Raw genomic sequence first — 26,199 nt, 5'->3', positions numbered from 1 at the left:
CAGCTTAATGTTTAAGATAAAGTGAACAAAATGAATGAAATAAAAAAAGAAGTTATGCATGTTGGTGAAATGGCGAGCGGCGCAGCACTTACCGTTCCTGTTTATCGTATAAAAGGACGTACTGATGCACCCAGTGTTTATATTCAAGCGAATATGCATGGCGCTGAAGTGCAAGGTAATGCGGTTATTTTTCAACTATTAGAATTATTGAAAAACACAAAAATAAATGGCGATATTACCTTAGTACCTTATGCCAACCCTGTGGGGTGTAATCATAAAAATGGTGAATATACCCTTGGCAGATTTGATCCTATCACCGGAGTGAATTGGAATCGGATGTATCACTTTGATGAAAGCATCATCAAGCCGTTTGTTCGTGAATGTATTGGCAAAAAAAATCAAGTTATTGAAGCCAATTTTAAAAAGCTAATGATTGAAAGTATTGAAGAAAAACTTAACCATAATATTTATGGGCTAACGACCGGACAACGCATTGCTTATCAATTACAGCGCTTGGCTCATCAAGCTGACTACGTTTTAGACTTACATACCGGGCCTATTTCAAGTAAACATTTATACTGCCCTGAATATGCGCAAGAAAGCGCTCAGTACTTTGATATTCCACATACATTATTAATTCCTAATGACTTTGATGGTGCCTTAGATGAAGCAACCTTCTGCCCTTGGTGGTCATTACAAGACGCTTTTGCTGAATTAGGTATCGAGTTTTCGATTAGTTCAGCGTCTATTAACAAAGAAAGCTTTACCGTTGAATTAGGCTCGCAAGAACAGATTGATCTTGATGTAGCCTTAGAAGATGCTAAAAGTATTATGAATTATTTACAGCATAAAAACGTCATCAACACCACTGAATACCGACCTAAAACGATGACACGTTATGGATGTTATTTAAAAAACTACAAAGCCTTTTATTCGCCAATGGGAGGGATGGTCGATTACTTGGCTGAATTTGGTCAACCATTAGCTGCAGGTGAACCGCTGGCGAGAATTTTACGCATGGATAATTATGGTGACGGCGATCCATTGCACTATATTTCACTGGATAAAAAAGTCATTCCTATTTTACATTTTGCCTCAGCGAGTGTGAATCAAGGTACAGAATTATATAAAGTGATTAGTGAGTATTTTGAGTTTTAATACTGTGTGAATTAGCCTTGATTTATAAATAAGGTATTGACAATACTACTGTTGCCAATACCTTTGAACTACTTGTTTGTTTGCTCTTTTTGGCGAGATTGTTCGATACTCGCGCTAAGTTCTTTGGCTAAAGATTGGACTTCGGGTATAAAATCTTGCATTAACTGTTGTGAAAGTATGATTGAGTCTTGAATAATTAAAGGCATTTTTTTCGTCATACTTCTGCCAATATCTGAACGATAAAATGTTATTAACCCTTGTATTTCTGCTTCGGTAAAATTGCGGCTGTAAATGTCTATCATTGGCTCTTTAAAGCTATGCCAATTCATTTTCTCATGAAGAAGGGCATTTACTTTATCCATATATTTATCAAAATGAACTTTCTCTTTGTTCGAAATATTCATTTTTTTCGACATACCTTCAAACATTAGCGTAACTTGACTTTGCATACTCTCTATCATTTTTGAAACTTCAGTTAATTCCATTAATTTTTCAATCGATGCCCTTGATGATAAGTCGTTAGCTTTACTAGTAAAACTAAGCATAAGTACCAATAGCAGCATGGTGATTCTTCTCATTATTATTCCTTTAATTTTTAATAGAGTGAGTATTGATCATAATACTTGTTGATTATATTGCAACATTTTCATTACATTTGTAGCAACAAAATGATGAGTCGTAGAGTGACTGAAAATCATCACTAGATTACCATCGACTTTTGATTATGGTTAAAATTGGAAGGTAATAAATTTGATTTAACGCATTTATGAAGCATAGGCATCAAATTAGTCATTAAATCGTCACTTAGTAAGCCATAAGCATATTTATTAAAGACAATTTTGTGGTATAAATAATGCTCTTAATAAATTCTAAACGATTAATAAAGGACTAATGGTGAATTTTAAACGGATGTTTTTCTACTATATTATACTCGTTGTTTTTTTGCCTCTTACTATACAAGCGGCTGAAAAAAAATGGGTTTATACCGTTGTAGAAGGCGATAGCTTATGGAGTATCAGCCAAGAATACCTTGAAGAAACAGCTTTTTATCAAAAACTTCAAAAACTTAATGGAATCACATATCCTAAAAAATTACAGCCCAATACCTTAATAGAAGTACCTATGTCGTGGATAAAAAGCTATCCAACCTATGCGACAATAACGGCTATTTCGGGCAAAAGTACCTTTTTTAAACAAGGTGAAACGCAAGTCACTAAACTCGGCTCAATATTGAGCTTTGGTGATATATTAACTGTTGATGCTAATTCTAGTGTCAGCCTCACGCTTGTTGATGGCTCTGTGCTTACTCTTCTTGAAAAAAGTAAATTGTCTTTTGAGTCTTTAATAAGTTATGGCAAAACAGGAATGGCGGATACGCAACTAAAACTTCACCAAGGTAAAGTTGAAACACAGGCAAAAAAATCAAAGGGACCAGGGTCTCGTTTAGATATATCTACAGCTTCAGCCATAAGCTCAGTGCGAGGCACGGTTTATAGAGTTGCACATTCCTCGCAAGATCATAATTCACTTATTGAGGTATTAGAGGGCGAGGTCGAAGTTAACGCACAAATGCAAAGTGAATATATAGCGAAAGGGTTTGCCAGTAAAGTAGCGAAAGGACAGGTTCCTAGTAAACCGATAATGCTATTGAATGCCCCACGTTTTATCAGCACAAAAAACCGCTTTGAAGGTGAGGAGGTAAATTTTGACTGGGAAAATGTTAAGGATGCAATAACATACAAAGTGCAAATTTCATCTAATAATACTTTTACAGATATTGTTTGGCAGCAACATCAACCTCAAACAGTTGCCACGCTCGCAAAAATCGTAGATGGCGATTACTTTATTAGAGTTAGTGCGCTTAGTCTTTCAAATATAGAAGGGTTCGCTCGAAGTACTTCATTTTCTGTTAATAATAAGCCATTACCTCCAGCCATTAGTGAAGTAGATAGCTTTTTTGATGCTGGTACTCGTGAACTTACTTGGGCTTATGCGAAAGAATTATCAGGCTCGCTTTTACAAATCGCCTCGGATAGTAATTTTGACAATGTTATTATTTTAACAAATTTGTCTGAAAGCTCATTTATTATTCCTAATACACTTCCTTTTGGGAAATACTATTGGCGGGTGGCTGGCGTTGATCATAAAGGTCGAGGACCTTTTTCGAAGGGCAATGATTTTTTATGGCAGGCATTATTATCTCCTGTGCAATGGAATTATCAGCATAAAACTGATCAGTTAGTCGTTGATTGGTCAGCACTTAAGGTCGATGAGTCAGTACAGATACAGGCTGCTGATGAGTCTGATTTTATGACTAATACCCAGGTTTTTGAATCGGTAGTAAAAACGCTTTCAATACCTATACCTAACGACAGAGATATCTATATACGTTCGCGTGTTATCAATAAAAAATTAAATGTTCATGGAGAGTGGAGCGACGTGAAGACTATCAGTAATAATGATGATAACGCGCTTATATCGTTTGCTTTTTTAGCGCTTTTTATTCTTTTGTAATGGGTCATGATTAGCATTATGTTTAGGCTACTATTTAAAGACAAAAATTTAATGGCAATGCTGCTCATTAGCTTCCTTTTCATATTTTTTTATACGCCAGAAAATGTGTTAAACACCTTGTTTTATGATGTTGTGCTTAAGCAAAAGGAAGTTAAAGAAAATCATGCTGTTATTATTGCTATCGATGATAAAAGTATTCAAACAATAGGCCGTTGGCCTTGGCCACGTAAAGTTCACGCTCAACTAGTCGATAAATTAGCGTCTGCAAAACCTGTCGCTATTGGTTTTGATATCTTATTTGTCGATCCGGACCTAGCCGAGCCAACATCAGATGTCACATTTGCTAAAGCTATCGCCAATACGGCTAATATTGTTTTGCCTTTATCCCCTAATTTTGAAGAAAATGCTAGCGCTCATGAGCTTTTGCCATCGACGATTTTTTTAACAAACAAGGTAGTATTAGGTCACAATGATTTTGAATTAGACACTGATGGTGTTATGCGCAAAGTCTATTTATATGCCGGTTGGCAGCAGGCTAAATGGCCTAGTTTTGCATTATCTCTTGCTCAAATTATGCAGCCTAATAAATTTATTGCTCCCGATAAAGTTTCAAAAGGAAACTTTTGGACAAGACAAAAACCAATAAATATCGCTTTTAATAGCATAGATATCCCCACTTTATCTTATAGCGATGTGCTCAGTGGTGATGTTGACAACACTATATTTAACCATAAAGTTATATTGATTGGAGTTACCGCATCAGGACTTGGAGAGCGCTTTACTACACCGACATCTATGTCTCACCAACGACTTTCTGGTGTTGAAATTAATGGACATATTGTTAATGCTCTACTCTCAGATGCAACGATTACTTTAATACCAAACCTTGGTCAGTATGCTTTTGCAGCGATAATCGTTTTACTCGCGATTCTCTGTTTATCTTTATTGAACTCTGCTTTTGTCTTAATAAGTCTAGCCGGACTAATTATTGCTACCTTTGTTATCGCAACAGGGAGCTTGCTCGTCTATAACCTATGGCTAGATCCGCTGTTGCCCATTGGCTTACTTTTGTTAATTATTTTGTATTTATTGTTTTTTAAAGTGAAATTTTATAAAAATAATTTGCTACAACTCAATCAAAAAATATATACGGATAATGCAACACAACTACCTAACGCTGAAAAAGTAAATTTAATTATAAATGAGCTGATTTTATCAGCACAGCTTGAAAAGAAGCCTTTCCCGGTCATTATTATCAATATAGGTAAATTTAACGCAGTAAATGATCTGGTTGGCTTTAGTGAAGGCAATAACTTATTAAAACTAATCACCAAACGAATACAGTACTTTATTGATGAGCAGCAGGTGATAGCTCGACACACAGGAACAGAATTTATTGTTACTGGGTTAGGTCGTCATAAAGAAGACGATATTAAGCTTATGTGTAATAACATTAATGTTAATTTATCTAAAATATTATCTATTAAAAATGAATCGTTTACTTTGCCGATCAGTATTGGTGTTAGTACTTACCCACACGATGGCTTATCCGCAGAAACCCTGATTAATTGTGCAACTTCAGCAATGCAAAGGGCTAAAGAAAGATCTGGCAGAGGCGTTTGCTTTTATCATAAACACATTAATCAAGAAACTTTAGAGCGACATCATTTTGAAAATGACTTAGCACACGCGTTAGAGAAAAACGAAATTGAAGTTTATTATCAACCACAAGTTAATGCTCAAACAAGTGAGATAGTTGGTGTAGAGGCCCTTGCTCGTTGGCTTCACCCCGTAAAAGGTTATATACCGCCAACTGAATTTATACCCATTGCCGAATCAACGGGGCTGATTAATGAAATAGGAGAGTGGATATTAAGAACGGCCTGTCAGCAAATTAAAATATGTCAATTAACCTATGGTATACCAATAAAGTTGGGCGTTAATGTCTCTGCGATTCAATTTAATGAGGAGTTATTAATAAAAAACATTGAAAAAATTCTTAATGATACTGGCTTTAATGCGCAGTATTTAGAATTAGAATTAACGGAGAGCTGTCTCATCGACAATATGGGGAATACCGAAAATATATTGTCTCAATTAAAAAAATTGAATATTAACTTGTCGATTGATGATTTTGGTACCGGTTATTCGTCTTTAAGTTACTTAAAAAGCTTTCCTATTGATCGCATTAAAATCGATCGCTCATTCATTAAAGATATTAATGACAGTGATGATGCAAATAAAATTGTTTTAGCGATTATATCTATGGCTCAGAGTTTAAATATGTCGACTATTGCAGAAGGTATAGAATTAATAGAACAGCAAAAATTCTTGCAAAAACATCATTGTGATGAGCTACAAGGCTATTTATTTAGTAAGCCTTTATCTTATAAAGATCTTGAATCATTACTTAAAAAAGGTAGGTTTTTGTAACTTTATTTGCTGTGGTTTTACTATTTATTATCACATTATTTGTTGTATAACACCGCTAATGCTTATATTTTTTTTAGCAAGGCTTACCTATATTAAGGCCTCTTAACATTCATTAAGAGGCCTTATTTTTTATCAGATAATTTTTTTATTTTAACCGCTACAGCTTCAAGTGTGTATTGAAGTAATTAGTCATCATGGTTTTAATGTGTAACGTTGTGCCACTGCCTTCGTACAAGCCATGGCTTCGATTCGGGTAAGACATGAAGTCAAACTGACGGTTGTGCTTAACTAATTCATTAATTAGGCGTTCAGAGCCTTGGTAATGAACATTATCGTCGCCTGTGCCATGAATAAGCAGTAACTTACCTTGCAAGTTTTTAGCATGGGTAATAGGTGAACCTTGCTTGTAACCTTCGGCAAAGTCAGCTAATAAACCCGAATAGCGTTCTTGGTAAATAGAATCGTATAAACGTTGATCAGGCACAGGTGCTAAAGAAATACCTACATGATATTGCTCAGGGTAACGGAACATCATATTTAAGGTCATCGAACCACCGCCAGAATGCCCCCAAATAGCAACATGGTCAGTATCAATATAGTCCCAACGATTTGCCATTGCTGTTAATGCATCAGATTGGTCACGTGAAGAAAGTACACCGACTGCGCCGTAAATTGATTTGCGCCACTCTCTGCCTTTTGGTGTGCGTGTACCGCGATTATCAATAGAGGCTATTATGTAACCCTGTTCAGTTAACATTTGATCCCACATAGCTGCACTGCCACGCCAGCTATCAGTAACCGTTTGTCCCCAAGACTCTCCATAAACATAAAAAATGATAGGATATTTTTTCTTAGGATCAAAATCTGCAGGGCGAATAATATAACCGTCTAAAACGACACCATCTTGTGCTTTTACTTGAAAAAACTCATGATCTGTTTTTGGCAACTCAGCTAATTTATCGATTAATACCTTGTTGTCCATCATCATGTGTTTGGTTTGATGACCTTCAATTTTCACTAAACGTTTCTGTGTTGGTTGGCTAAATGTCGAGTGTGAATGAATCGCCCATTGCCCGTCTGCCGACATTTGGTAACTGTTAGTACCAGCAAATTCTTCAGGAGTGACCCGTTGATTACTTAAACTTCCATCAAGCTTGCTGCGATATAAGTAACGCTGTGCAACATTTTCAGGTGAAGCTATGTAGTACAACCAACCATTTTCTTCGTCGATGGTTTGAATGCTTATTACATCAAAGTCACCTTCCGTTAAGTTTAAAGCGGTTTTTCCGTCACGTGTTATGTTGAAAACATGGCGCCAACCACTGCGTTCACTAGTCCATAAAAAGCTGTTGCCTTGGTTTAACCAGCGAGCATCGTCAAAGAAATCAAGAAAGGTCTCTTCTTGCTCTGTCATCACAGTTGTGACATCACCGGTATTAGCGTTAGCTAAATAAAGAATATTAGTGTCTTGTTTGCGGTTGACATGCTGTACCAATATTTGTTGACTGTTACCTGACCAATTCATGCGTGGAATATACATGTTGCGTGAGTTGTTGGGTAGATTGGCCCAGATAGTTTTTGTTGTCGCTAAATTTACTACGCCAACTTTTGGTAATGCATTTGTTTCACCCACTTTAGGGTAAGGGAATTTTGTGATGGTCGGGTAAAGTTCGTCAGTATTATTAATCATAATGAAGTCTTTACTACCACTGGTGTCTAACTGCCAGTAGGCAATTTTTTCACCGTCAGGGCTCCATCGAAAACCATCCTTAATGGTAAACTCTTCTTCGTAAACCCAGTCAAACAAACCATTGATTTTTCCATCGCCAGCGTCAAATGTTAATTGAGACACCTTATTATTTGCTAAGTTTTCTACATAAATATTGTCTGCAACCACGTAAGCGACTTTACTTGCATTAGGTGAAAATTTTGCAAACATTAATGAGCTTGCTAAGGGATTTTTGCCACCAAGTTGCATTAATTTATTGGTTTTTATATCTAATAACCAATAATCACCTCGACTGTTTGAACGCCATACTTTTTTACTATTAGTATAAATAAGCAATTTTTGACGGTCGTCTGACCAAGTGTAATTATCTATATCTAATGGCTTTTCAGTGCCTTTAGGTGTCAGTTGTTGTGCCGAAATCAATACCGAACGCTGTAAGGTTTCAGGGTTATAAACAACGATGTCACGACCTATGCTGACTTCTTTGCCTTTTTCATCTGTTTTTGTTTTTGCTGATTTTTCAACGATGGTGTAACCACTACCGTCGGCTAACCAACGTAGGCGAGAAATATAATCTGAGCTAAATTCACCCTCTTTGTAAATACGTTCAACGGTTAACGGCGTTGATTTTTTAAGGTTAATGTTAGTATTTGTGGTATTTTCTGTGGTGATGTTTTGACAAGCAGCTAATGATACTGCAATAGCAGTGGTCAATGCGGTTGAGCATAGCCAACGAGTTATTTTTATTTTAGGCATAATATTTCCTTAATTTGCGTACAATCACTTTAAATTGTATACAATTAATTGGCAATGCTGTTGGTCGACTATTTTGTCACTTTTACCGTATTTAAATGATCGCTTAGCGGTTGAAAAAAGTAAATTTGACCTCACCTATTGCACATCAAAAAACAAAAGGTTGAACCATGGATAACGCACTAGAAATTTCTGGCTTAAAAAAAGTTTATAAAGGTGGTTTTACTGCACTTAAAGGTATCGATCTTACGGTTAAACAAGGTGATTTTTTTGCTTTACTTGGTCCTAATGGCGCAGGTAAGTCGACAACCATAGGTATCATCACCTCTTTGGTTAATAAAACCGCAGGTAGTGTTAAGGTTTTTGGCCATGATATCGATAAAGAACTTGAACAAGCCAAGAGCTATTTAGGTCTAGTCCCACAAGAGTTTAACTTTAATCAATTCGAAACCTTGTTAACTATTTTAGTTAATCAAGCCGGTTACTATGGTGTTGAACGTTCTTTAGCATTTAAACGCGCTGAAAAGTACCTGAAAAAACTCGATTTATGGGACAAGCGTAACGATGCAGGTCGTATGCTTTCAGGAGGAATGAAACGTCGTCTGATGATTGCAAGAGCGCTAATGCATGAACCGCAGGTACTTATTCTTGATGAACCTACTGCTGGTGTTGATATTGAACTTCGTCGCTCAATGTGGATTTTCTTACGTGAATTAAACAAGCAGGGTATTACGATCATTTTAACGACCCATTATTTGGAAGAAGCTGAAATGCTTTGTCGAAATATTGCCATTATTGACTCAGGTGTGATCGTTGAAGATACTGATATGAAATCTTTGCTGTCAAAATTAGACCAAGAAACAATCGTCTTTGATATTGACTCCGTAACTAATGCGCCAGAGCTTGATGCCTTCACTTGTCGGTTGATTGACGACCACACCTTAGAAGTTGATGTGAAAAAGTCGCAACTTATTAATGATATTTTTAGCCAGCTTAACGGACAAAATATTAATGTTCGTAGTATGCGCAATAAAAGTAATCGCCTAGAAGAGTTATTCGTCAGTCTCGTGGGTAGTGGGCAAAAAGTTAAACAGGAGAATAAATAGTATGTCATCAAAAAGTAATTTTATTGCTCTGAAAAGCATCTTATATAAAGAAATAAATCGTTTTATGCGTATATGGGTACAAACATTGGTCCCTCCGGCTATTACCATTAGCTTATACTTTGTTATTTTTGGTGAACTTATTGGTTCGCGCATTGGACAAATGGGCGGGTTTGATTATATGTCGTTCATTGTGCCTGGCTTAATCATGATGAGTGTCATTACCAATTCATACTCCAATGTCGCCTCGTCATTTTTTAGTGCTAAATGGCAACGCAATGTTGAAGAAATGCTGGTTGCACCGGTACCAAATTGGGTGATTGTTGCCGGTTATGTCGGTGGCGGTATGGCACGTGGTATGTTGGTGGGTACGATAGTGACTTTAGTCTCTTTATTGTTTGTTGATATTCAAATTCATAATATTTGGGTGATTATTGCCACGGTTAGTTTAACGTCAGCCACGTTTGCCTTAGGCGGTTTGATTAACGCTATTTTCGCTGGTAGTTTCGATGATATATCCATTATACCAACGTTTATTTTAACGCCATTAACGTATCTTGGTGGTGTCTTTTATTCGATCAGTTTACTCCCTGACTTTTGGCAAGGTGTTTCACAATTAAATCCTATCGTTTATATGGTCAATGCTTTTAGGTACGGATTTTTAGGCATCAGTGATGTGAGTCTAACATTAGCATTCTCTGTATTAGGGGCATTTATTATTACCTTATATGCGATTGCCATGACACTTATCACCAAAGGAATAGGGCTACGTAGCTAATGACTATCAATATCGATAAAGAGGATGTCAGCGTGACGGGTGATTCAAGAGTTATCATCACTAATCAACCTGGCATTCATGAAAAACTTGAAGAAATTGTTGAAAAACATTTACAGCACCGCTCACAAAAGCCTTTTCAAGCACATACCGAGCAAGCGTTTGCCGAAATGGATGCTTTAGTGAAAGCCCATCAAGGGGATATTATTTTAGACTCGTGCTGTGGTGTTGGGCAAAGTACACGTATTCTAGCCAAACAAAATCCGCAGGCTTTAGTGATTGGTGTAGATAAGTCAGCGCATCGCATTAATCGTAATGTTGATGAACTTCTCCATGACGATGGCTCTAAAATTGAGAATTTCCATTTAGTTAGAGCAAATTTGAATGATTTTTATCGTTTAGTTGACCAAGCGAATTGGCCAGTAAATAAACATTATATTTTGTATCCCAATCCTTGGCCTAAATCTAAACATATTCAAAGGCGTTGGCATGGTAGTGCGGTATTCCCACAAATTATTAATATTGGTGAACAAATTATTCTGCGCAGTAACTGGCGATTATACTTAGAAGAGTTTCAATTTGCTGCCGATGTAGCGGGTATTTTAGGTGATATTAGTGCGATTACTAATGAAGAGCCTTTAACGCCATTTGAAGCAAAATATAAAGCGAGTGGTCAACCTTGCTGGCAGTTATTGCTCAATCGTGAATATCTACCTTTTATTTAATTTTATTAACTATGCTGCTTAGCAAAATTGACAATAAGTTAGTGAAACTCGCTAATTTATTTAATGAGCAGTAAATAATGATTTGAAATTAAATTTGATTTTCATTAAAAATCAACTCTTTAACGTATATGGCTTAGATCTTGATTACTTTTTGATTAATGAGTAATAATACTCAATCAAAAAGGATATTGAAGATGAATAATTTAATTAAAAAGAATGTATTAATGATGGCGTTGAGTACTTTAGCACTTGTAGAATTAGCGCTAGTTTACGCAGCAACCATTATGTAGTGACTTTATTGCTGGACTTTTCTCTGGTAGATAAAAATAAAGTACAAGACATTTCAGTCATTTTTTATTAAAGTGCCGTTTTATGTTTACTTACCAACATGGTTACAGCGGCAAGGTATGACGACGAATAAGCGCACAGCAAAAGCGACTCAAGAGTCTTTACACAGTATTTTTACAATTCCGGAAGCACCTGATTCGACGTTGGGGCTGATCGAAAAAGAAATATCAGAAAATCTTGCTGGTTTTTTAGGTAATCATATTGCTGCTAAAGAACGTGCCTTAAGCGAAATTGAAAAAGATTTCGCTAGCTCGGCTATTCCCGAAGAACCTAGTTTTGTCTCTGATCATACTCGTCATATTTTAGATAAAGTTGTTGCACAATCAGTGCATACATCAAGCCCAAGTTTTATTGGTCATATGACTTCAGCTTTACCTTACTTTATTTTACCGCTTTCTAAATTGATGGTGGGTTTAAATCAGAATTTAGTCAAAATTGAAACATCAAAAGCATTTACCCCACTTGAACGTCAAGTGTTAGGTATGATGCATCGTTTGGTTTATAAAGATAATGACCATTTTTATGAGCAATGGATGCACAGTGCTAACCATTCATTAGGTGCCTTCTGTTCTGGTGGCACTGTCGCCAATTTAACGGCCTTTTGGGTCGCGCGTAATAATTTGTTGAAAGCTAATGGTGATTTCAAAGGTATTGCACGAGAAGGCTTATTTAACGCATTAAAACATTATAAATATGATGGCTTAGTGATTTTAGTGTCTGACCGTGGCCATTATTCATTAAAGAAGTCTGCTGATATCCTAGGGATTGGTCAGGACAGCGTGATATCAATTCCTACCGATGGCCATAACCGCATTGATTGCCAGAAATTGCGTGAAAAATGCCTTGAGTTGAAACAAAGAAACATCCGCGTATTAAGTATTGTTGGCGTTGCTGGTACGACAGAAACAGGTAACATTGATCCATTAGATAAAATGGCTGATATTGCTGAAGAGTTTCAAACACACTTTCATGTCGATGCTGCATGGGGTGGTGCGACGTTATTATCAAATAAATATCGTCCACTGCTTAAGGGTATCGAACGCGCTGATTCAGTAACTATCGATGCTCACAAGCAAATGTATGTGCCTATGGGGGCAGGCCTGGTGGTGTTTAAAAATCCGGCTTCTGTGGCTTCTATTGAACACCATGCAGAATATATTTTACGTAAAGGTTCAAAAGATTTAGGCTCACATACCTTGGAGGGTTCAAGACCCGGTATGGCGATGTTGGTTTATGCAAGCTTACATATTATCAGTCGACCTGGTTATGAAATGTTGATTAACCAAGGAATTGACAGAGCACGGTATTTTGCAGAACGCATTAATCAGCATGCTGACTTTGAGTTAATAACTGAACCAGAGTTATGTTTATTAACCTATCGCTACAATCCAAAAACGGTGCAAAACTTATTAGCAAATAGTTCAGCAGAACAACAAGATAAGATTAATTATTTACTCGATGACCTGACTAAATTTATTCAAAAACGTCAACGTGAAAATGGTAAATCATTTGTTTCACGCACGCGTATTGAAGTGCAGCGTTATCAAGGTCGTAAAACTGTGGTTTTTCGTGTTGTATTGGCGAATCCATTAACCTCCAATGAAATTCTTAATGATGTGCTAGTCGAGCAACTTGAATTGGCTCAAGAAAGTGAAACCTTTCTACCTGATTTGTTGTCTTTAACTTAGCTTATATTTTGTAATTCTGCTTAAAATGTTTTACTTATACTTTCGTTGTGTAAGTTATTTCTTTCGTTTTATTATTTATCTTCCTAAAAAAAATTATCTAACTCACTGTTAAGTAAAGTTATATATATTTTTAATGAATTTTTGTTCTATAAAGTTTCATTTAGATCTATAAATGTTATTTTCTTTATGAAAGTTGTTGTGTAATAATTCATACACGATTACATTTTGTGGTGGTAATAATTATGGAATACGACATGAGAAAAACTCCAGTAGAAGTATCTGAACACAATCACGCTGACATTTCATCGGTTCAACAAGCCTTAATTGAAGCGCAAAAAGAAATTTTAGAATTGCAATCGCAAATTCAATGGTTAGAACGCTCATACGAATAAATTTTTGTCGCGTTTTAGCACAGTAAATACTAAAAAGCCGAACGTTATGAAAATAACATTCGGCTTTTTTGATCTTTATTGATTAATACGAGCAGTAAATAATTATTACAGGAAAACTTGTAAATTATCGATTAACCTTGCTTTACCACAATGGGCAGCGGCGAGGATCACTAATTCTTTATCATCTTTATTGGCGGGTTGCAGTGTTCTTGCATGACAAATATCAATATAGTCAGTCTTCATACCGGCATTATTAATCAAATGTGTGGCTTGTTTGATCAGACCACTAAAGTCGTGATCAGACTTTATTTGCTGTGCTAGCCATTGAATGCTTTTTGCAAGTGCTGGTGCGATTGCAAGTTGTTCCGGCGTTAAATAACCGTTTCTCGAACTCATTGCTAAGCCACTTTTTTCGCGAACCGTATCGACAGCAATTATATCAATAGCCATTGAAAGGTCTTCAACCATAGTTTTTATCACTTGGACTTGCTGATAGTCTTTTAAACCAAAACACGCGATGTCTGGTTGTACTAAATTAAACAGTTTACACACAACCGTCGCAACACCACGAAAGTGTCCTGGGCGGCTTTCTCCACAGTAACCAACAGATACATTGGGTACATCAACATAAGTCTGCTTATCTAGCCCTTTAGGATAAATCATTTGAGCTGATGGAATAAAGAGTAAATCAGTATTAGCAGAGACTAATTGCTGTTGATCGTTGTCGAGCGTGCGCGGGTAATTGTCAATATCTTCATTGGCGCCAAATTGCATAGGATTAACAAATATACTGGCAACCACTTTGTCGGCGTGACGATGAGCCTCTGTTACTAAAGCTATATGCCCAGCGTGTAAATTGCCCATGGTAGGGACAAACGCTATTTTTAAACCTTGTTTACGCCATTCAGTGACTTGTTGGCGTAATTCGATAATCTCATTTACTATTTTCATATAGGGTATTTTACAATCTATTTAACAAAAATATGTTCGTCACCAGGGAAATTTCCATCGGAGACTTCGCTAATGTATAACTCAATGGCTTTTTTAATGTCACCAGTATCGATCAAAAAATTACGTGAAAACTTCGGCATATAGCTACAGGAAATACCCAAAGCATCGTGCATCACCAAGATTTGACCATCGGTATCTTTACCTGCACCAATACCAATAGTTGGGATTGAAACAGCAGTAGAAATCGCTTTACCTAAATCACAAGGTATACATTCTAAAACTAACAATTGCGCGCCAGCCGCTTCAAGTAACTTAGCGTCGGCGATCATTTTATCTGCTTGTGATTTTTCACGGCCTTGTACTTTAAACCCACCAAATACATTAACAGATTGTGGTGTTAAGCCCAAGTGAGCACAGACTGGGATACCGCGCTCTACTAGGCCTTTAATTGTATCAACTAGCCATTCACCACCTTCCATCTTTACCATGCTTGCACCGGCTTGCATAAGTTTTGCCGCGTTAGTGAAAGCTTGCTCTTTAGTGGCATATGTCATAAAAGGCATATCACTAATGATGAGGGTGTCAGTAACACCACGCTTTACCGATTGTGTATGATAAGCCATATGGTCTATATCAACAGGTAATGTGTCATCTTGGCCTTGTAAAACCATACCCAATGAGTCGCCAATTAAAATAGCGTGAATACCCGCTTGATCGAATAGTTTTGCAAAACTTGCATCATATGCGGTGATGGTAGAAATTTTTTCACCTTGCTGTTTCATTTTTAGCAAAGTTGATGTGGTTATCTTAGCCATATTTAGTCCAAAATTTTTAAGGTTTGAGTAAATACTCAGAGAGCGTATTTGAGTGGGCGTACTTTCGCATAATTGTTAAATTAGCGCAACTTGCTATGAATTTTTAACCCGTTTGTCGCAATTGCTTGGCTTAATGCTAAAACAGGCTTGCCATTGGGGAGTGTTAGCTTAGGTGATAACTCTGCAAGTGGTAGCAAGACAAACTCACGAAGCTCTAAGCCATAATGAGGCACGGTTAAGCGTTCGTGGTTAATGGTTTCATTATCGAATAAAAGCATATCTAAATCGAGAATACGTGCTCCCCAGCGATTATCTTTTCGAACACGACCGGCATTATTTTCGATGGCTTGTAATTCGTTGAGTAAATCTAAAGGATTTAGGTCAGTTCTTAACAAGGCAACAGCATTCATATAATCAGGTTGGTCTTGTGGTCCCATTGGGCGGCTAAAATACAGCGAAGAAACACCGTCGAGTGTGGTGTTTTTTATTTGTGTTAAGGACGCAACTGCAAGTTCTATTTGTTTTTGAGGATCAGACAAGTTACTGCCTAATCCTACATAGACTAACGCCATTAATCAGTACTGCTCGATTTGTCTTCGCGAACAACCCGACGTTTTCTAGGACTTCTTCGGCTGCTAGTTCGTGATTGGGCAATACTTTTTATCATCAATTCTTGCGTGTTGTGGTCATTCACTTGAAAGTCAGTCCACCACTTTGCTAACTCTTCTAATGCTGGGTTTTCAGGTGTTGCTTCTATTTGGGCTCTCAGTAAAAGAAAATCATATCCCGCACGGAATTTCTGATGTTCTAACGCCTTATAAGCACGTTTACCATCTCTACGACTTAGCTTATCTTGCAGGATCCATATGTCTTTCATTACTGCCTGAAAACGTTTCGGGATACCTATACTGCGCTGTTGTTCAGACATTATTTCGCTTAAAGCAGCAAAAAATACATCTTGGGGTGACAGCTGTGGTTGTGCACTACGTAAACGTTCAACATGACTTTGCAGTGGATACCAAAGCATAGCGGCAAATAAGAATGCTGGGGTGACGCGTTGTTCATTATTAATGCGGCTATCGGTATTTTCCAGTGCTTGAACGATAAAACGTTCAATATGTGGATGATTGCCTTTACTTAGCATTTGGTCAGTTGCTGGGAAAAAATAGCGAAATAAATCATACTTTCTTAACTGCTGAAAAGTAAGTTGCGCTTTGCCGGCAATAAATAACTTTAAAAATTCTTCGAACATTCTTGCCGGAGGTATGTTTGCCATTAAAGGAGCTAATTCAGCAATTGGCGCTTCTGTTTCTGGGCTAATGGTCATATCTAGCTTAGTGGCAAATCTAATTGCACGTAGCATACGAACCGGATCTTCACGATATCGTGTTTCAGGATCACCAATCAAACGGATTAATTTAGCGTTAATGTCGCCAATACCGTTAGCAAAATCATGAACTTTAAAATCTTTTGCACTGTAGTAAAGTGCGTTAATGGTAAAGTCACGACGTTCAGCATCTTCTTCGATAGAGCCATAAATATTATCACGCAGTAACATGCCGTCTTCACTTTGTTTTGAAGTCTTTTGGCAACTTTGCTCTTTCTCTGGCGCATTTTCATGGTGGCCACGGAATGTTGCTACTTCAATAATTTCACGGCCAAAAACAATATGAGCTAACCGGAAACGGCGACCTATTAATCGACAATTGCGAAATAAATCTTTAATTTGTTCAGGAGTCGCATTGGTCGCTATATCAAAGTCTTTTGGCTCTAAACCCAATAATAAATCACGTACACCACCACCGACTAAATAGGCGTCATAGCCACCACTATTTAAGCGGTAAAGCACTTTTAAAGCGTTGTTGCTCATTTTCTTACGAGAAACATTATGCTGGTCGCGTGTTAAAACAGTAGAGCCTGAGGTCGGCTGAATTTTAGTTGAGCTTTTAGCCATTTTTTTTGAGGCTTTACCTAATACTCTTTTACACAAGTTGATAACACTTTTGATAATACTGGCCTTGATTGGATAATGTGGGAAGTTGAAACATCTTGTAATGCTAGGTTTCACTTTTTTATTGGCTACAATAATATATCACGGGGCAATAAAAGAGAATATAAAACGTTTGAAAATTCAACAAACACCCGTTTTACTTGAATATTACTGACAAAATGCTATTTCTTGCTGCTTAGGGATCGCATCTGTAGACCAGTTTTCTATCGCCCACTCTATTATTTGCGTGGCAGAATAAGCATAAAGGTCTTTGGGTGGATGTTGCCCTAGAAAATTAAGGGCTGCGATTAAGGAGGGGGTTGGATTGTTATTATCAATGGCAGGAGCTTTGTTTTGTTTACTGAGTTTAAAACCAGTAGCATCAACGGCTAATGGAATATGGCCAAACTGTGGCGCTTGATAACCTAATTGTTGATAAAAACTTAACTGCCTTACTGTCGGATCAAGTAAATCACAGCCTCGAATAACATGGCTAATATTTTGATAAATATCATCGACCACAACAGCAAGTTGATAAGCAAATAGCCCATCTTTTCTGGCTAAAATAAAGTCTTCTTTGGCAAGCTGTTGCGGACAAAAATAATCACCTTGTATTAAATCATGATAGTGATAAATACCGTGGAGATTACATAACCGCGTAGCACTATTTGTTTGCGGATGATTTTTATTTCTGCACTGACCTTGATAAACCCCACCCTGGGCCTTGATTTCAGCGCGTGTACATTGGCAGTGGTAAGTGAGTTTTTGCTCTGCTAATTGTTTTAAAACGTCACGATATAAATCGCTTTGCTGACTTTGATATAAAACAGGTTCGTCCCAGTGGAGTCCATAAGCATCCAGTGTTGTTAAAATTGCAGCACTGGCGCCGAGCATTTCACGGGGTGGGTCTATATCTTCAATACGAACTAACCATAAACCTTGCTGATTTTTTGCATGTAAATAGCTGGCGAGTGCGGCGATTAAAGAACCAAAATGAAGGAAACCCGAAGGGGATGGAGCAAAACGGCCACGATATTGAGTCGTAGATTTACTCAAATATTGTGGCCGCGTAATATTAATTTTGTCGTGATTCATATAATGAATACGTTAACGTAATATCATTTAATCAAGCAACTAACCTGCTAATTGGCGTTCTTTAATCTCAGCAAGTGTTTTACATTCAATACATAAATCAGCAGTTGGGCGCGCTTCTAAACGACGAATGCCAATTTCAATACCACATGAATCACAGAAGCCAAATTCATCTTCTTCAATCAATTGTAATGTTTTTTCAATTTTTTTAATGAGTTTACGTTCACGATCTCGTGTGCGTAGCTCTAAACTGAACTCTTCTTCTTGAGCTGCTCGGTCAACCGGATCAGGGAAGTTTGCTGCTTCGTCTTGCATATGCATAACTGTGCGGTCAACTTCTTCGCGAAGCTGCACTCGCCAAGCATCAAGAATTTTCTTGAAATGCTCTAATTGAGCAGCGTTCATGTACTCTTCGTTGGCTTTCTCTGCGTACGGCGATACGCCCGCTAATGCTAAAATACCTAGTACTTTTTTGGCTGGCATGCTTATTCTCCTAAATGCTACATCGACCTACATGGCGAAGTTGTTGCTCTTTCATTAAAAGCTACACCCGTGGTTGCAATTGCCAATAATAAATAGACCTGAAATACCCAGTCTATATTGCGTTGCACGAATCATAATTCAAGGCTTTCGTTACAATTAACTTAAAAAATAATTATTTTTCTTTTAAATCAAACGGTTGTGGGTTCGTTCGGAAAAGTGGAAATATTTTTGTATACTATTTTTTAACAATTTATTTTTGAGCAAGCTTTTTTAACAATTTTTGTTAGGGTGAGTCAATGTATTTAACTCTTTTTTTTGGTTAATCCGTTACATTTTCCGCTAATTTTACCGGCAAGGCGTCGACCAAAGTCATTTGAATGTTGCTGATATCTTGCTTAAAGCTTACTTTGTAAGCAATAACCTCAACACCCTGCTCCTTAGCCTGTGATAGAAGTTCTGCATATTTAGCGTCAATATGCTGTGCGGCCATAACGCTTTCAATCCCACTATGAAGTACAGCAAATAACAAAATAGCTCGATGACCTTGTTGTTTCATTTGCATGAGTTCACGTAAATGCTTCTGGCCACGAAGCGTGACTGCATCAGGAAAGTAGCCTTGCTTACTTATAGAGCCATCACCTAGCAGGGTAACACTTTTAACTTCTATATAAGTTAACACATCGTTTTCGTCAGTAAGTAAGAAGTCGATTTTACTATTTTCATCACCGTATTTTACTTCTCGTTTTAACGTTTTATAGTTGTGCAGTTCATTAATTGTTCTATTAGTCAGTGCTTCTTCAACTAATTGGTTGGCACGTAGGGTATTTACACATATAAAATGATCATTCTGTGTTTGAGTGATTTCCCAACTGTAAGGATATTTACGTTTTTTATTATCGGAAGTACTATACCAGACAGTATCTTTTTCTGTAGCACAACCGGTCATAGCACCTGTATTGGCGACATGAAGTGTTGTTTCAGTGCCGTCTTCTAATATGATATCTGCAAGGAAACGTTTATAACGTTTGATTAAAATCGCTTTTTTAAGATTTATGTTCATTGGAAAAATAAATGATAAGTTTTATTAATGTTACGTTATGTACTGACAAACCGCTAACTTTTGTTAGTGGTACTTAATTGGCCAACAATACTCGCTAAAATTATTGCAAAGTTAACCGTTTTGATAAAATATTTCTTAGATGTTTTGGTGCTGTCGTTAAAAAGTACAACAAGAAAATCGAAGTATTATACCGTTAAATAATCCATTTTCCCTGCTGAACGCCCTCGTTTAAAGCTGAGGTTTGGCTAGGTTTACATTAATTAAATAACTACTTTTCAAAAAATATCGGCTTTGCTTGATGATGAGTATAAACTAAGTCGTATTAATTTATGATCTTCAGGATAGTTTATGACCCAAGTAACAAATATTCATTTATCAAAGCAAAGTAGTAGTAATAATTGGCAAAGTGACAACCTTGTTCAGTATGTTGATAACGAACTTCATATCTGTTTGAAAGATTCAAGTGGTAGCCCCTTAAGACAGATTCAAAAAGCAGCACGTAGCATTGAGAAACTTGGCGTTAAGCATGCACGTTTATCTGGTGATAACTGGCAAGCTAATACTCAATGGAGTTTTGCACTCGGTTTTACTTGTGTCGGAAAATTAACTAACGTTGAATTTACCGGTAGCAGCGAATGTATCAACAGTTTGAACGACAAATTAGCTGTTTTTGCCTGGAGCCGTGATTTAATTAATCAAACACCTTCTGAGCTATATCCGCTTAAATTGGCTGAGTTAGCAGCAGACTATATTAATGCTCAAGCACCTGCTTATGTCACCAGCAATATTATCTCTGGCGATGAATTGCAACAGCAAGGCTGGGTGGGCATTTATAATGTTGGTAAAGGCAGTATTAATCCGCCGTGTTTATTAGAAGTTGATTTTAACCCAACAGGCGATCCTGATGCGGCTGTATCTGCTTGTTTAGTCGGTAAAGGTATCACTTTTGACAGTGGCGGTTACAGCTTAAAGTCAAACGCAGGAATGTTTGACATGAAATGTGATATGGGCGGTGCTGCAGTGGTTGCGGGAGCTATGGCATTAGCCATTAGACAAGGTCTAAATAAACGCGTTAAGTTATTTTTATGTTGTGCTGAAAATATGGTCAGTAACGATGCTTATAAGTTGGGCGATATTTTAACTTATAAAAACGGTGTAACGATGGAAGTCGCTAACACCGACGCTGAAGGTCGCATAGTACTGGCTGACGGTTTATTAGCAGCAAGCGAAACTAAGGCGCCTCTTATTATTGATGCAGCAACACTAACAGGTGCGGCGGTAATGGCTACTGGTGGTGAATACAATGCTTTATTTACTTTAGACAACCAAGCTGCAGAGCAAGCGAAAAAAGCCGCAGAGCAAGTGAATGAGCCAATATGGCAATTTCCTTTAGCCGTTTGGCATCAAGATAAATGTCCATCTGAATTTGCAGATACGGCAAACAGTCGACCTGTACCGGGTGGCGGTGCTGGCGGTGCAAGTAATGCTGCGGGATTTTTATCTAGATTTGTCGACAATGAAGGAGCAGGTTGGTTACATTTCGATTTAGCGACGGCTTATAATGGCAGTAGCACTAGCCTGTTTAGTGCCGGAGGGACTGGCTTAGGTATTGCCACGATCGCTGAGTTAATTAAGTAATTTTTAATGTGACGTGTTAATCGATATAAAGCACAATAATGAACATTATTGTGCTTTTTTTTAGGCATTTATATATTTACATTCTTAGCGGTTATTTACCTGTTTTAGGCTGGCGAACGAAATATAACAATATGGCTTTAAATGTTTGTGATAGAGTGACCATCAGCTTGTTACCCGACCCTATTTCATAAAATTAAAATGTCTGTTTCTCCATTACCCATAGAAAACATCAAAGCGGAATTTCTTGATGCATTAACTCAGCATCAAACTCTTGTACTATCTGCTCCGCCAGGCGCGGGTAAATCAACAGGCCTACCGTTATGGCTATTAGCACTTGGCCAATTTAAAGGTAAAAAAATATACTTACTTCAACCTCGTCGTTTAGCGGCTAAAACAGTTGCTTGTTTTTTAGCGAAACAGATAGGTCAGCCGGTCGGGAAAACAGTCGGTTATCGGTTGAAAAATGAAAGTAGGGTATCTGAAAATACTCAATTGGAGGTCATCACTGAAGGTATATTCACCCAAATTATTCAGCATGACCCTGAGCTTGAAAATTGTGCTTTAGTGATCTTTGATGAGTTTCATGAAAGGTCACTTCATGCAGATTTAGCTTTTGCATTAGCACGAGATACACAACAAGGGTTACGAGACGATTTAAAAATATTATTAATGTCAGCAACGTTAGCGACTGCTGAATTACTCAAGCAATTACCCGACGCCGTTTCTCTTGCTAGTGAAGGTCGAAGTTTCCCTATTGATGTTAGTTATTCGCCAGTAAAAAATAGCCGATTATGGCGTGAACACGCGGTTAATATTTGTAAGAATGCAATAAACTCGCACCAAGGTTCAATATTGGTTTTTTTACCCGGTATCGCTGACATTCGTTTTCTTGCTGAAAAGTTAGGTGAGTTATTACCCAAGCATTTTTTATTATGTCCATTATATGGCAACTTAACGCTTGCGGAGCAACAACAGGCAATTTCGCCTACCGAGCAAGGGCTTCATAAAATTGTTCTAGCAACTAATATTGCAGAAACGAGTTTAACTATTGAAGGAATTGATTTAGTTATAGACTGTGGTTTAGAAAAAGTCGCCATCTACGACAGGCAAACGCTGACAAATCAGTTACAGCAGCGTAATATTTCTAAGGCCTCTGCAATACAGCGTATGGGACGTGCGGGTCGAATGATGGCAGGTAAATGTATTCGACTTTACAGCGACGAAGATTTTCAGCGCAGGAACGAACAAAGTGCCAGTGAAATTCAACAAGCTGACTTACTTCCTATGGTTATAGAGGTTGCACGCTGGGGTGTTAAGCAATTTAATGAACTACCTCTGATAGAACTTCCGGCAAAACTACTCGAAACTCAAGCATGGCAAGAATTACAAAAGCTGCAGATACTTGACGATAAAAGAAACTTAACCCCACTTGGCAAAAATGTTGCTGGTTTTGCTTGTCATCCACGTTTTGCTAAAATGATTGTGAGAGCCTCAGCATTAGAAAAAAAACATCAATACTTAGGATTAACAAACCTCGCCGCATTGTTAGCGTCATTGCTTGAAGACCGAGATATATTTCGTGGTGAACGTGCATTTACCGATTGTGACTTACGTCACCGTTTGAGTGAGTTAATTCAGCAATCAAACAGCAAAAAATATCAGTCATTTTTCCTACAAACAAAAAAACACTTACAAAGAATTAATGAAGTTTCAGTATCGAATTTATCAAGCTTACCAGTGGAATTAACCGGATTATTACTTGCTTTAGCTTATCCCGAGCGTATTGCTAAACAACGGGCACAATACGGCCATTTTTTAGCTGAAAATGGTAAAGGTCTTATGATCAATCAGCAAGATGCGCTGGCGAGTGAAGATTATATTGTGGCTGCTAATTTAGCTGAATACCAACAAAAATTACAAGTAAGACTTGCTGCACCGGTTGATATTAAACAGCTTATTAATTTGGGAATTATCACTGAAAAACAAATAAAACAACTTAATTACGATTCGAAAACCCAACGTATAAGTGCTAAGCAGCAAACAGTATTTGGTGCTATTGTCTTGTCAGAAAAGCCCAGTAATGAACAAATAAGTGATGAAGCACTAGCTACTTTATGGCAACAACAAATTGAGCGAAATGGTCTGTCCTATCTTCATTGGCGCGAAGCTGATCAAAAATTACTCAGTCGTTGGCGTTGGGTTAATCAAACTCAGCCGCATTTAAATTTTCCTAATGTTGAGGAAAGTGATTTATTACAACACTTAGCGTTATGGTTAGTTCCTTTTATTGGTGCGATTAAAAATAAAAACCAGCTAGATAAAGTAAATTTATCATCGGCATTACTATCGTTACTTGATTATAACCAGCAAAAAACCTTCGCTCGTATTGCCCCTGAGTATTTTGTTGGCCCAACAGGAAGACGTTGCCCAATTCGATATAGTGTCGAGCAAGCGCCAATTGTTTCAATGCCTATGCAAGAGCTTTATGGCGTGAGTGTTACCCCTAAGGTTGGCGATGATCAACATAACAGCGATGTTTCCTTGATTATTGAGCTGCTATCGCCGGCAAAGAGACCTATTCAAGTGACACAAGATCTCATTGCTTTTTGGCAAGGAAGCTACAAGGAAGTACAAAAAGAGATGAAAGCAAAATACCCTAAGCATACATGGCTCTCTCCAGAAGAAGCCGCTTCGGGTGACTTTATGGTCATTGACATAAAGAGGAAAATATGTACAATAGATTACAAAAGTAAAACCACTAAAACAGATGGTAATAAGGTAGCTAATGGTCGAAACGAAAAGAAAAATAATCGTCAAAACTAAAGAGCAAAGAATTATCATCATACCTAGTGTTGATAATGCAACGGCAGATATTGCATTCAATCAACAGAAGAGTGGGGTATTAAGAACAACTGAAAAAACCGACCCGATCACCAATATACCAACTGAAGGTGATTCTTATTACATCATTCCTGAACCAATTTATAACTCTCGTGGTGAGGATTATGTTTATAACTTCCCGTTTTTGCTAAATAAGGGCGGCTCTTCTTGGCAAGAAGCTAATGATTACCTGTTTCAAAAAGCGATAGCTGATGAGCATATAGGGAAAAATACTGCGGCTTTGCGGAGAGTTGCTAGTCAACTTTTGGATTTCAAAATATATTGTGAAGATAATCAAATAAATTATCTAGATTTGTCAGCACGTAGATCTACAGGTAGACCTCACCAAAAATATTATAATGAACTACGTAATAGTGGTCTTGGTAACGATAATATCAACACGCGCACTGGTCATGTTTATAACTTCTACAAGTATTTATCTAAGCAAGATAAATATAACATTGATTTAGATCGTGTAGACACAACAAGACCAGTAAATATTACGATGGAAGGTCGGAGTGGGATATTTTCAAAAACTGTTGAAAAAAGAAGCATGACTTTACGCACAAGTAAGGAAGTAAGTCCTGTAGATATAGGCTACGTAAGAGATGAAGGAGAGGATTTAAGACCACTTTCTAATCAACAGTTTGATAGTTTTGTTGAGTTGCTACATGATGATAAATTTGATGTTGATGAGCGATTAATGTGCCGAATTGCTCTTTTTACAGGAGCAAGAAAACAAACAATACTTACAATACGAATGAAGCATGTAGAAATATTTAAAGAAGAAAGTAATTTATCACCTGATGGTACATATAAGATTTTTGCTGGTAATAGCTCTGATATAGATACCAAATTTAATAAAAAACAAACTTTATATTTTCCAAAAGGATTAGCCGAACAAATAGTTATATATGCAGATAGCAAATTAGCTAAAAAGCGAAGAGATAAATTTAGAAAAAACATCGAAAAATCCAACAGTGAAGATACTATATCTGATGATGACATATATCTATTTTTATCCAATCAAGGTAATTGCCATTATATGGCAAGAAATGATTATCGCCACGCTAAAACCAAATCAAATGCTACAGGGCAACGAACTGATAGCTTGTGTAAAAAACTACTTAAATATTTACCTGATGACTTTCCACAAGGATTTACATTTCATTGGCTTAGGGCAACGTTTGGTCATAAATATTATCAATATTTAATGCCACTTGTAGAAAAAGGCATCATAAATGATAGTGAAGTAATCTCAAGAGTTCAAGCACGTATGCATCACTCAAAACGTGAAACAACAGAAAATTATCTAAAGTTATTTCTCAATATAAATGACCGAATAAAAATTCAAGAGATGTATGAAAATCAGTTGTTTGCAGAATACCAAAACACTTGGGAAGACTAATGGATATGGTACAGGATGATCAAAAAATAATACGGGGAGTATTTATTGTTACCGTTGGTGAATTACATCAAGATTTCCTTCATCCAGAAAAAATTTGTATTAAAAACCCAAAAGATGGTCTTGCTCCATTAGATGTAGGATCTTTTGCATATACCGATAGGGAAGAGTGCCTAAAGGGTATTGCACAATCTTATAAATCGGAAGAATATCAGAAAACTATTAAAGTAAAAGAATCTAGCTTAAGCACAGATAGAAGATAATTTA

Annotated in this window: 21 protein-coding genes; 12 read left to right on the top strand and 9 right to left on the bottom strand. The window is 37.1% G+C overall.

Translation table 11 applies throughout. The features are described 5' to 3' along the window. Positions 1–21 precede the first annotated feature (21 nt). On the top strand, positions 22–1,158 hold the full coding sequence (locus tag H4J75_RS02940; RefSeq protein WP_404842710.1) for a succinylglutamate desuccinylase/aspartoacylase family protein: 1,137 nt from the start codon (positions 22–24) through the stop codon (positions 1,156–1,158). A 68-nt stretch (positions 1,159–1,226) separates the two neighbouring features. Here H4J75_RS02940 and H4J75_RS02935 read toward each other — a convergent pair whose 3' ends face one another. Beyond that, positions 1,227–1,736 (bottom strand): DUF2059 domain-containing protein, encoded by a 510-nt coding sequence (locus tag H4J75_RS02935; protein WP_182215612.1) that lies wholly within the window; start codon positions 1,734–1,736, stop codon positions 1,227–1,229. Positions 1,737–2,049: 313 nt separating this feature from the next. Here H4J75_RS02935 and H4J75_RS02930 point away from each other — a divergent pair, with 313 nt between their 5' ends. Further along, positions 2,050–3,672 carry a FecR domain-containing protein gene (locus H4J75_RS02930; RefSeq protein ID WP_182221299.1) on the top strand — a complete coding sequence of 541 codons (1,623 nt, stop codon included), beginning with the start codon at positions 2,050–2,052 and terminating at the stop codon, positions 3,670–3,672. Positions 3,673–3,723: 51 nt separating this feature from the next. Then, complete coding sequence (locus tag H4J75_RS02925) at positions 3,724–6,105, top strand: EAL domain-containing protein (RefSeq protein WP_182221298.1); 2,382 nt, start codon at positions 3,724–3,726, stop codon at positions 6,103–6,105. A 157-nt stretch (positions 6,106–6,262) separates the two neighbouring features. Here the strand turns inward: H4J75_RS02925 and H4J75_RS02920 are convergent, their stop codons facing one another. Next, a complete protein-coding gene (locus H4J75_RS02920; RefSeq protein ID WP_182221297.1) occupies positions 6,263–8,590 on the bottom strand; it encodes a S9 family peptidase in 2,328 nt (775 codons plus the stop codon). Positions 8,591–8,757: 167 nt separating this feature from the next. Here H4J75_RS02920 and H4J75_RS02915 point away from each other — a divergent pair, with 167 nt between their 5' ends. From H4J75_RS02915 to H4J75_RS02895, 5 genes are all read left to right on the top strand, one after another. Next, complete coding sequence (locus H4J75_RS02915) at positions 8,758–9,693, top strand: ABC transporter ATP-binding protein (RefSeq protein ID WP_182215606.1); 936 nt, start codon at positions 8,758–8,760, stop codon at positions 9,691–9,693. 1 nt (position 9,694) lies between these two features. Beyond that, on the top strand, positions 9,695–10,468 hold the full coding sequence (locus H4J75_RS02910) for an ABC transporter permease (RefSeq protein WP_070375522.1): 774 nt from the start codon (positions 9,695–9,697) through the stop codon (positions 10,466–10,468). Continuing rightward, on the top strand, positions 10,468–11,190 hold the full coding sequence (locus tag H4J75_RS02905; protein ID WP_182221296.1) for a tRNA (guanosine(46)-N(7))-methyltransferase TrmB: 723 nt from the start codon (positions 10,468–10,470) through the stop codon (positions 11,188–11,190). Before H4J75_RS02910 ends, H4J75_RS02905 begins: the two co-directional genes overlap by 1 nt. 407 nt (positions 11,191–11,597) lie before the next feature. After that, a complete protein-coding gene (gene panP / locus H4J75_RS02900) occupies positions 11,598–13,226 on the top strand; it encodes a pyridoxal-dependent aspartate 1-decarboxylase PanP (RefSeq protein ID WP_182221295.1) in 1,629 nt (542 codons plus the stop codon). Between the two features lie 254 nt (positions 13,227–13,480). Further along, a complete protein-coding gene (locus tag H4J75_RS02895) occupies positions 13,481–13,618 on the top strand; it encodes a hypothetical protein (RefSeq protein ID WP_157470960.1) in 138 nt (45 codons plus the stop codon). Between the two features lie 105 nt (positions 13,619–13,723). Here the strand turns inward: H4J75_RS02895 and panC are convergent, their stop codons facing one another. From panC to sfsA, 7 genes are all read right to left on the bottom strand, one after another. Next, positions 13,724–14,569, bottom strand: coding sequence for a pantoate--beta-alanine ligase (gene panC / locus H4J75_RS02890; RefSeq protein ID WP_182221294.1), 846 nt, complete (start codon positions 14,567–14,569; stop codon positions 13,724–13,726). Positions 14,570–14,586: 17 nt separating this feature from the next. After that, a complete protein-coding gene (gene panB / locus H4J75_RS02885) occupies positions 14,587–15,384 on the bottom strand; it encodes a 3-methyl-2-oxobutanoate hydroxymethyltransferase (RefSeq protein ID WP_182215597.1) in 798 nt (265 codons plus the stop codon). An 80-nt stretch (positions 15,385–15,464) separates the two neighbouring features. Beyond that, positions 15,465–15,956, bottom strand: a complete 492-nt coding sequence (folK, locus tag H4J75_RS02880; RefSeq protein ID WP_182221293.1) for a 2-amino-4-hydroxy-6-hydroxymethyldihydropteridine diphosphokinase — start codon at positions 15,954–15,956, stop codon at positions 15,465–15,467. Then, entirely contained in the window at positions 15,956–17,338 is a 1,383-nt protein-coding gene (gene pcnB / locus H4J75_RS02875) for a polynucleotide adenylyltransferase PcnB (RefSeq protein WP_182215628.1), read from the bottom strand. Before pcnB ends, folK begins: the two co-directional genes overlap by 1 nt. 204 nt (positions 17,339–17,542) lie before the next feature. Then, entirely contained in the window at positions 17,543–18,469 is a 927-nt protein-coding gene (gluQRS, locus tag H4J75_RS02870; protein ID WP_182215593.1) for a tRNA glutamyl-Q(34) synthetase GluQRS, read from the bottom strand. Positions 18,470–18,508: 39 nt separating this feature from the next. Next, complete coding sequence (dksA, locus tag H4J75_RS02865) at positions 18,509–18,949, bottom strand: RNA polymerase-binding protein DksA (protein WP_182175389.1); 441 nt, start codon at positions 18,947–18,949, stop codon at positions 18,509–18,511. Between the two features lie 319 nt (positions 18,950–19,268). Further along, positions 19,269–20,009 carry a DNA/RNA nuclease SfsA gene (sfsA, locus tag H4J75_RS02860; protein WP_182221292.1) on the bottom strand — a complete coding sequence of 247 codons (741 nt, stop codon included), beginning with the start codon at positions 20,007–20,009 and terminating at the stop codon, positions 19,269–19,271. A 348-nt stretch (positions 20,010–20,357) separates the two neighbouring features. On the opposite strand from sfsA, the gene pepB reads away from it, so the two are divergent. From pepB to H4J75_RS02840, 4 genes are all read left to right on the top strand, one after another. Continuing rightward, positions 20,358–21,647 (top strand): aminopeptidase PepB, encoded by a 1,290-nt coding sequence (gene pepB, locus H4J75_RS02855; RefSeq protein ID WP_182175393.1) that lies wholly within the window; start codon positions 20,358–20,360, stop codon positions 21,645–21,647. A 198-nt stretch (positions 21,648–21,845) separates the two neighbouring features. Continuing rightward, positions 21,846–24,470 carry an ATP-dependent helicase HrpB gene (gene hrpB, locus H4J75_RS02850; protein WP_182221291.1) on the top strand — a complete coding sequence of 875 codons (2,625 nt, stop codon included), beginning with the start codon at positions 21,846–21,848 and terminating at the stop codon, positions 24,468–24,470. Next, complete coding sequence (locus tag H4J75_RS02845; RefSeq protein ID WP_182221290.1) at positions 24,433–25,935, top strand: site-specific integrase; 1,503 nt, start codon at positions 24,433–24,435, stop codon at positions 25,933–25,935. The genes hrpB and H4J75_RS02845 overlap by 38 nt, the downstream gene beginning before the upstream one ends. Next, positions 25,935–26,195 carry a hypothetical protein gene (locus H4J75_RS02840; protein WP_182221289.1) on the top strand — a complete coding sequence of 87 codons (261 nt, stop codon included), beginning with the start codon at positions 25,935–25,937 and terminating at the stop codon, positions 26,193–26,195. The genes H4J75_RS02845 and H4J75_RS02840 overlap by 1 nt, the downstream gene beginning before the upstream one ends. Positions 26,196–26,199 lie beyond the last annotated feature (4 nt).

The sequence above is a fragment of the Colwellia sp. BRX10-1 genome (assembly GCF_014077545.1).
Classification (GTDB): domain Bacteria; phylum Pseudomonadota; class Gammaproteobacteria; order Enterobacterales; family Alteromonadaceae; genus Colwellia_A.
The sequence above is the reverse complement of the archived record's forward strand: the minus strand, read 5'-3'. Positions and strand labels throughout refer to the sequence as shown.

Coding starts and splice junctions, on each gene's coding strand:
- H4J75_RS02935 (WP_182215612.1), bottom strand. CDS start 1,736: ATGAGAAGAATCACCATGCTGCTATTGGTACTTATGCTTAGTTTTACT.
- H4J75_RS02930 (WP_182221299.1), top strand. CDS start 2,050: ATGGTGAATTTTAAACGGATGTTTTTCTACTATATTATACTCGTTGTT.
- H4J75_RS02925 (WP_182221298.1), top strand. CDS start 3,724: ATGGCAATGCTGCTCATTAGCTTCCTTTTCATATTTTTTTATACGCCA.
- H4J75_RS02920 (WP_182221297.1), bottom strand. CDS start 8,590: ATGCCTAAAATAAAAATAACTCGTTGGCTATGCTCAACCGCATTGACC.
- H4J75_RS02915 (WP_182215606.1), top strand. CDS start 8,758: ATGGATAACGCACTAGAAATTTCTGGCTTAAAAAAAGTTTATAAAGGT.
- H4J75_RS02910 (WP_070375522.1), top strand. CDS start 9,695: ATGTCATCAAAAAGTAATTTTATTGCTCTGAAAAGCATCTTATATAAA.
- H4J75_RS02905 (WP_182221296.1), top strand. CDS start 10,468: ATGACTATCAATATCGATAAAGAGGATGTCAGCGTGACGGGTGATTCA.
- panP (WP_182221295.1), top strand. CDS start 11,598: ATGACGACGAATAAGCGCACAGCAAAAGCGACTCAAGAGTCTTTACAC.
- H4J75_RS02895 (WP_157470960.1), top strand. CDS start 13,481: ATGAGAAAAACTCCAGTAGAAGTATCTGAACACAATCACGCTGACATT.
- panC (WP_182221294.1), bottom strand. CDS start 14,569: ATGAAAATAGTAAATGAGATTATCGAATTACGCCAACAAGTCACTGAA.
- panB (WP_182215597.1), bottom strand. CDS start 15,384: ATGGCTAAGATAACCACATCAACTTTGCTAAAAATGAAACAGCAAGGT.
- folK (WP_182221293.1), bottom strand. CDS start 15,956: ATGGCGTTAGTCTATGTAGGATTAGGCAGTAACTTGTCTGATCCTCAA.
- pcnB (WP_182215628.1), bottom strand. CDS start 17,338: ATGGCTAAAAGCTCAACTAAAATTCAGCCGACCTCAGGCTCTACTGTT.
- gluQRS (WP_182215593.1), bottom strand. CDS start 18,469: ATGAATCACGACAAAATTAATATTACGCGGCCACAATATTTGAGTAAA.
- dksA (WP_182175389.1), bottom strand. CDS start 18,949: ATGCCAGCCAAAAAAGTACTAGGTATTTTAGCATTAGCGGGCGTATCG.
- sfsA (WP_182221292.1), bottom strand. CDS start 20,009: ATGAACATAAATCTTAAAAAAGCGATTTTAATCAAACGTTATAAACGT.
- pepB (WP_182175393.1), top strand. CDS start 20,358: ATGACCCAAGTAACAAATATTCATTTATCAAAGCAAAGTAGTAGTAAT.
- hrpB (WP_182221291.1), top strand. CDS start 21,846: ATGTCTGTTTCTCCATTACCCATAGAAAACATCAAAGCGGAATTTCTT.
- H4J75_RS02845 (WP_182221290.1), top strand. CDS start 24,433: ATGGTCGAAACGAAAAGAAAAATAATCGTCAAAACTAAAGAGCAAAGA.
- H4J75_RS02840 (WP_182221289.1), top strand. CDS start 25,935: ATGGATATGGTACAGGATGATCAAAAAATAATACGGGGAGTATTTATT.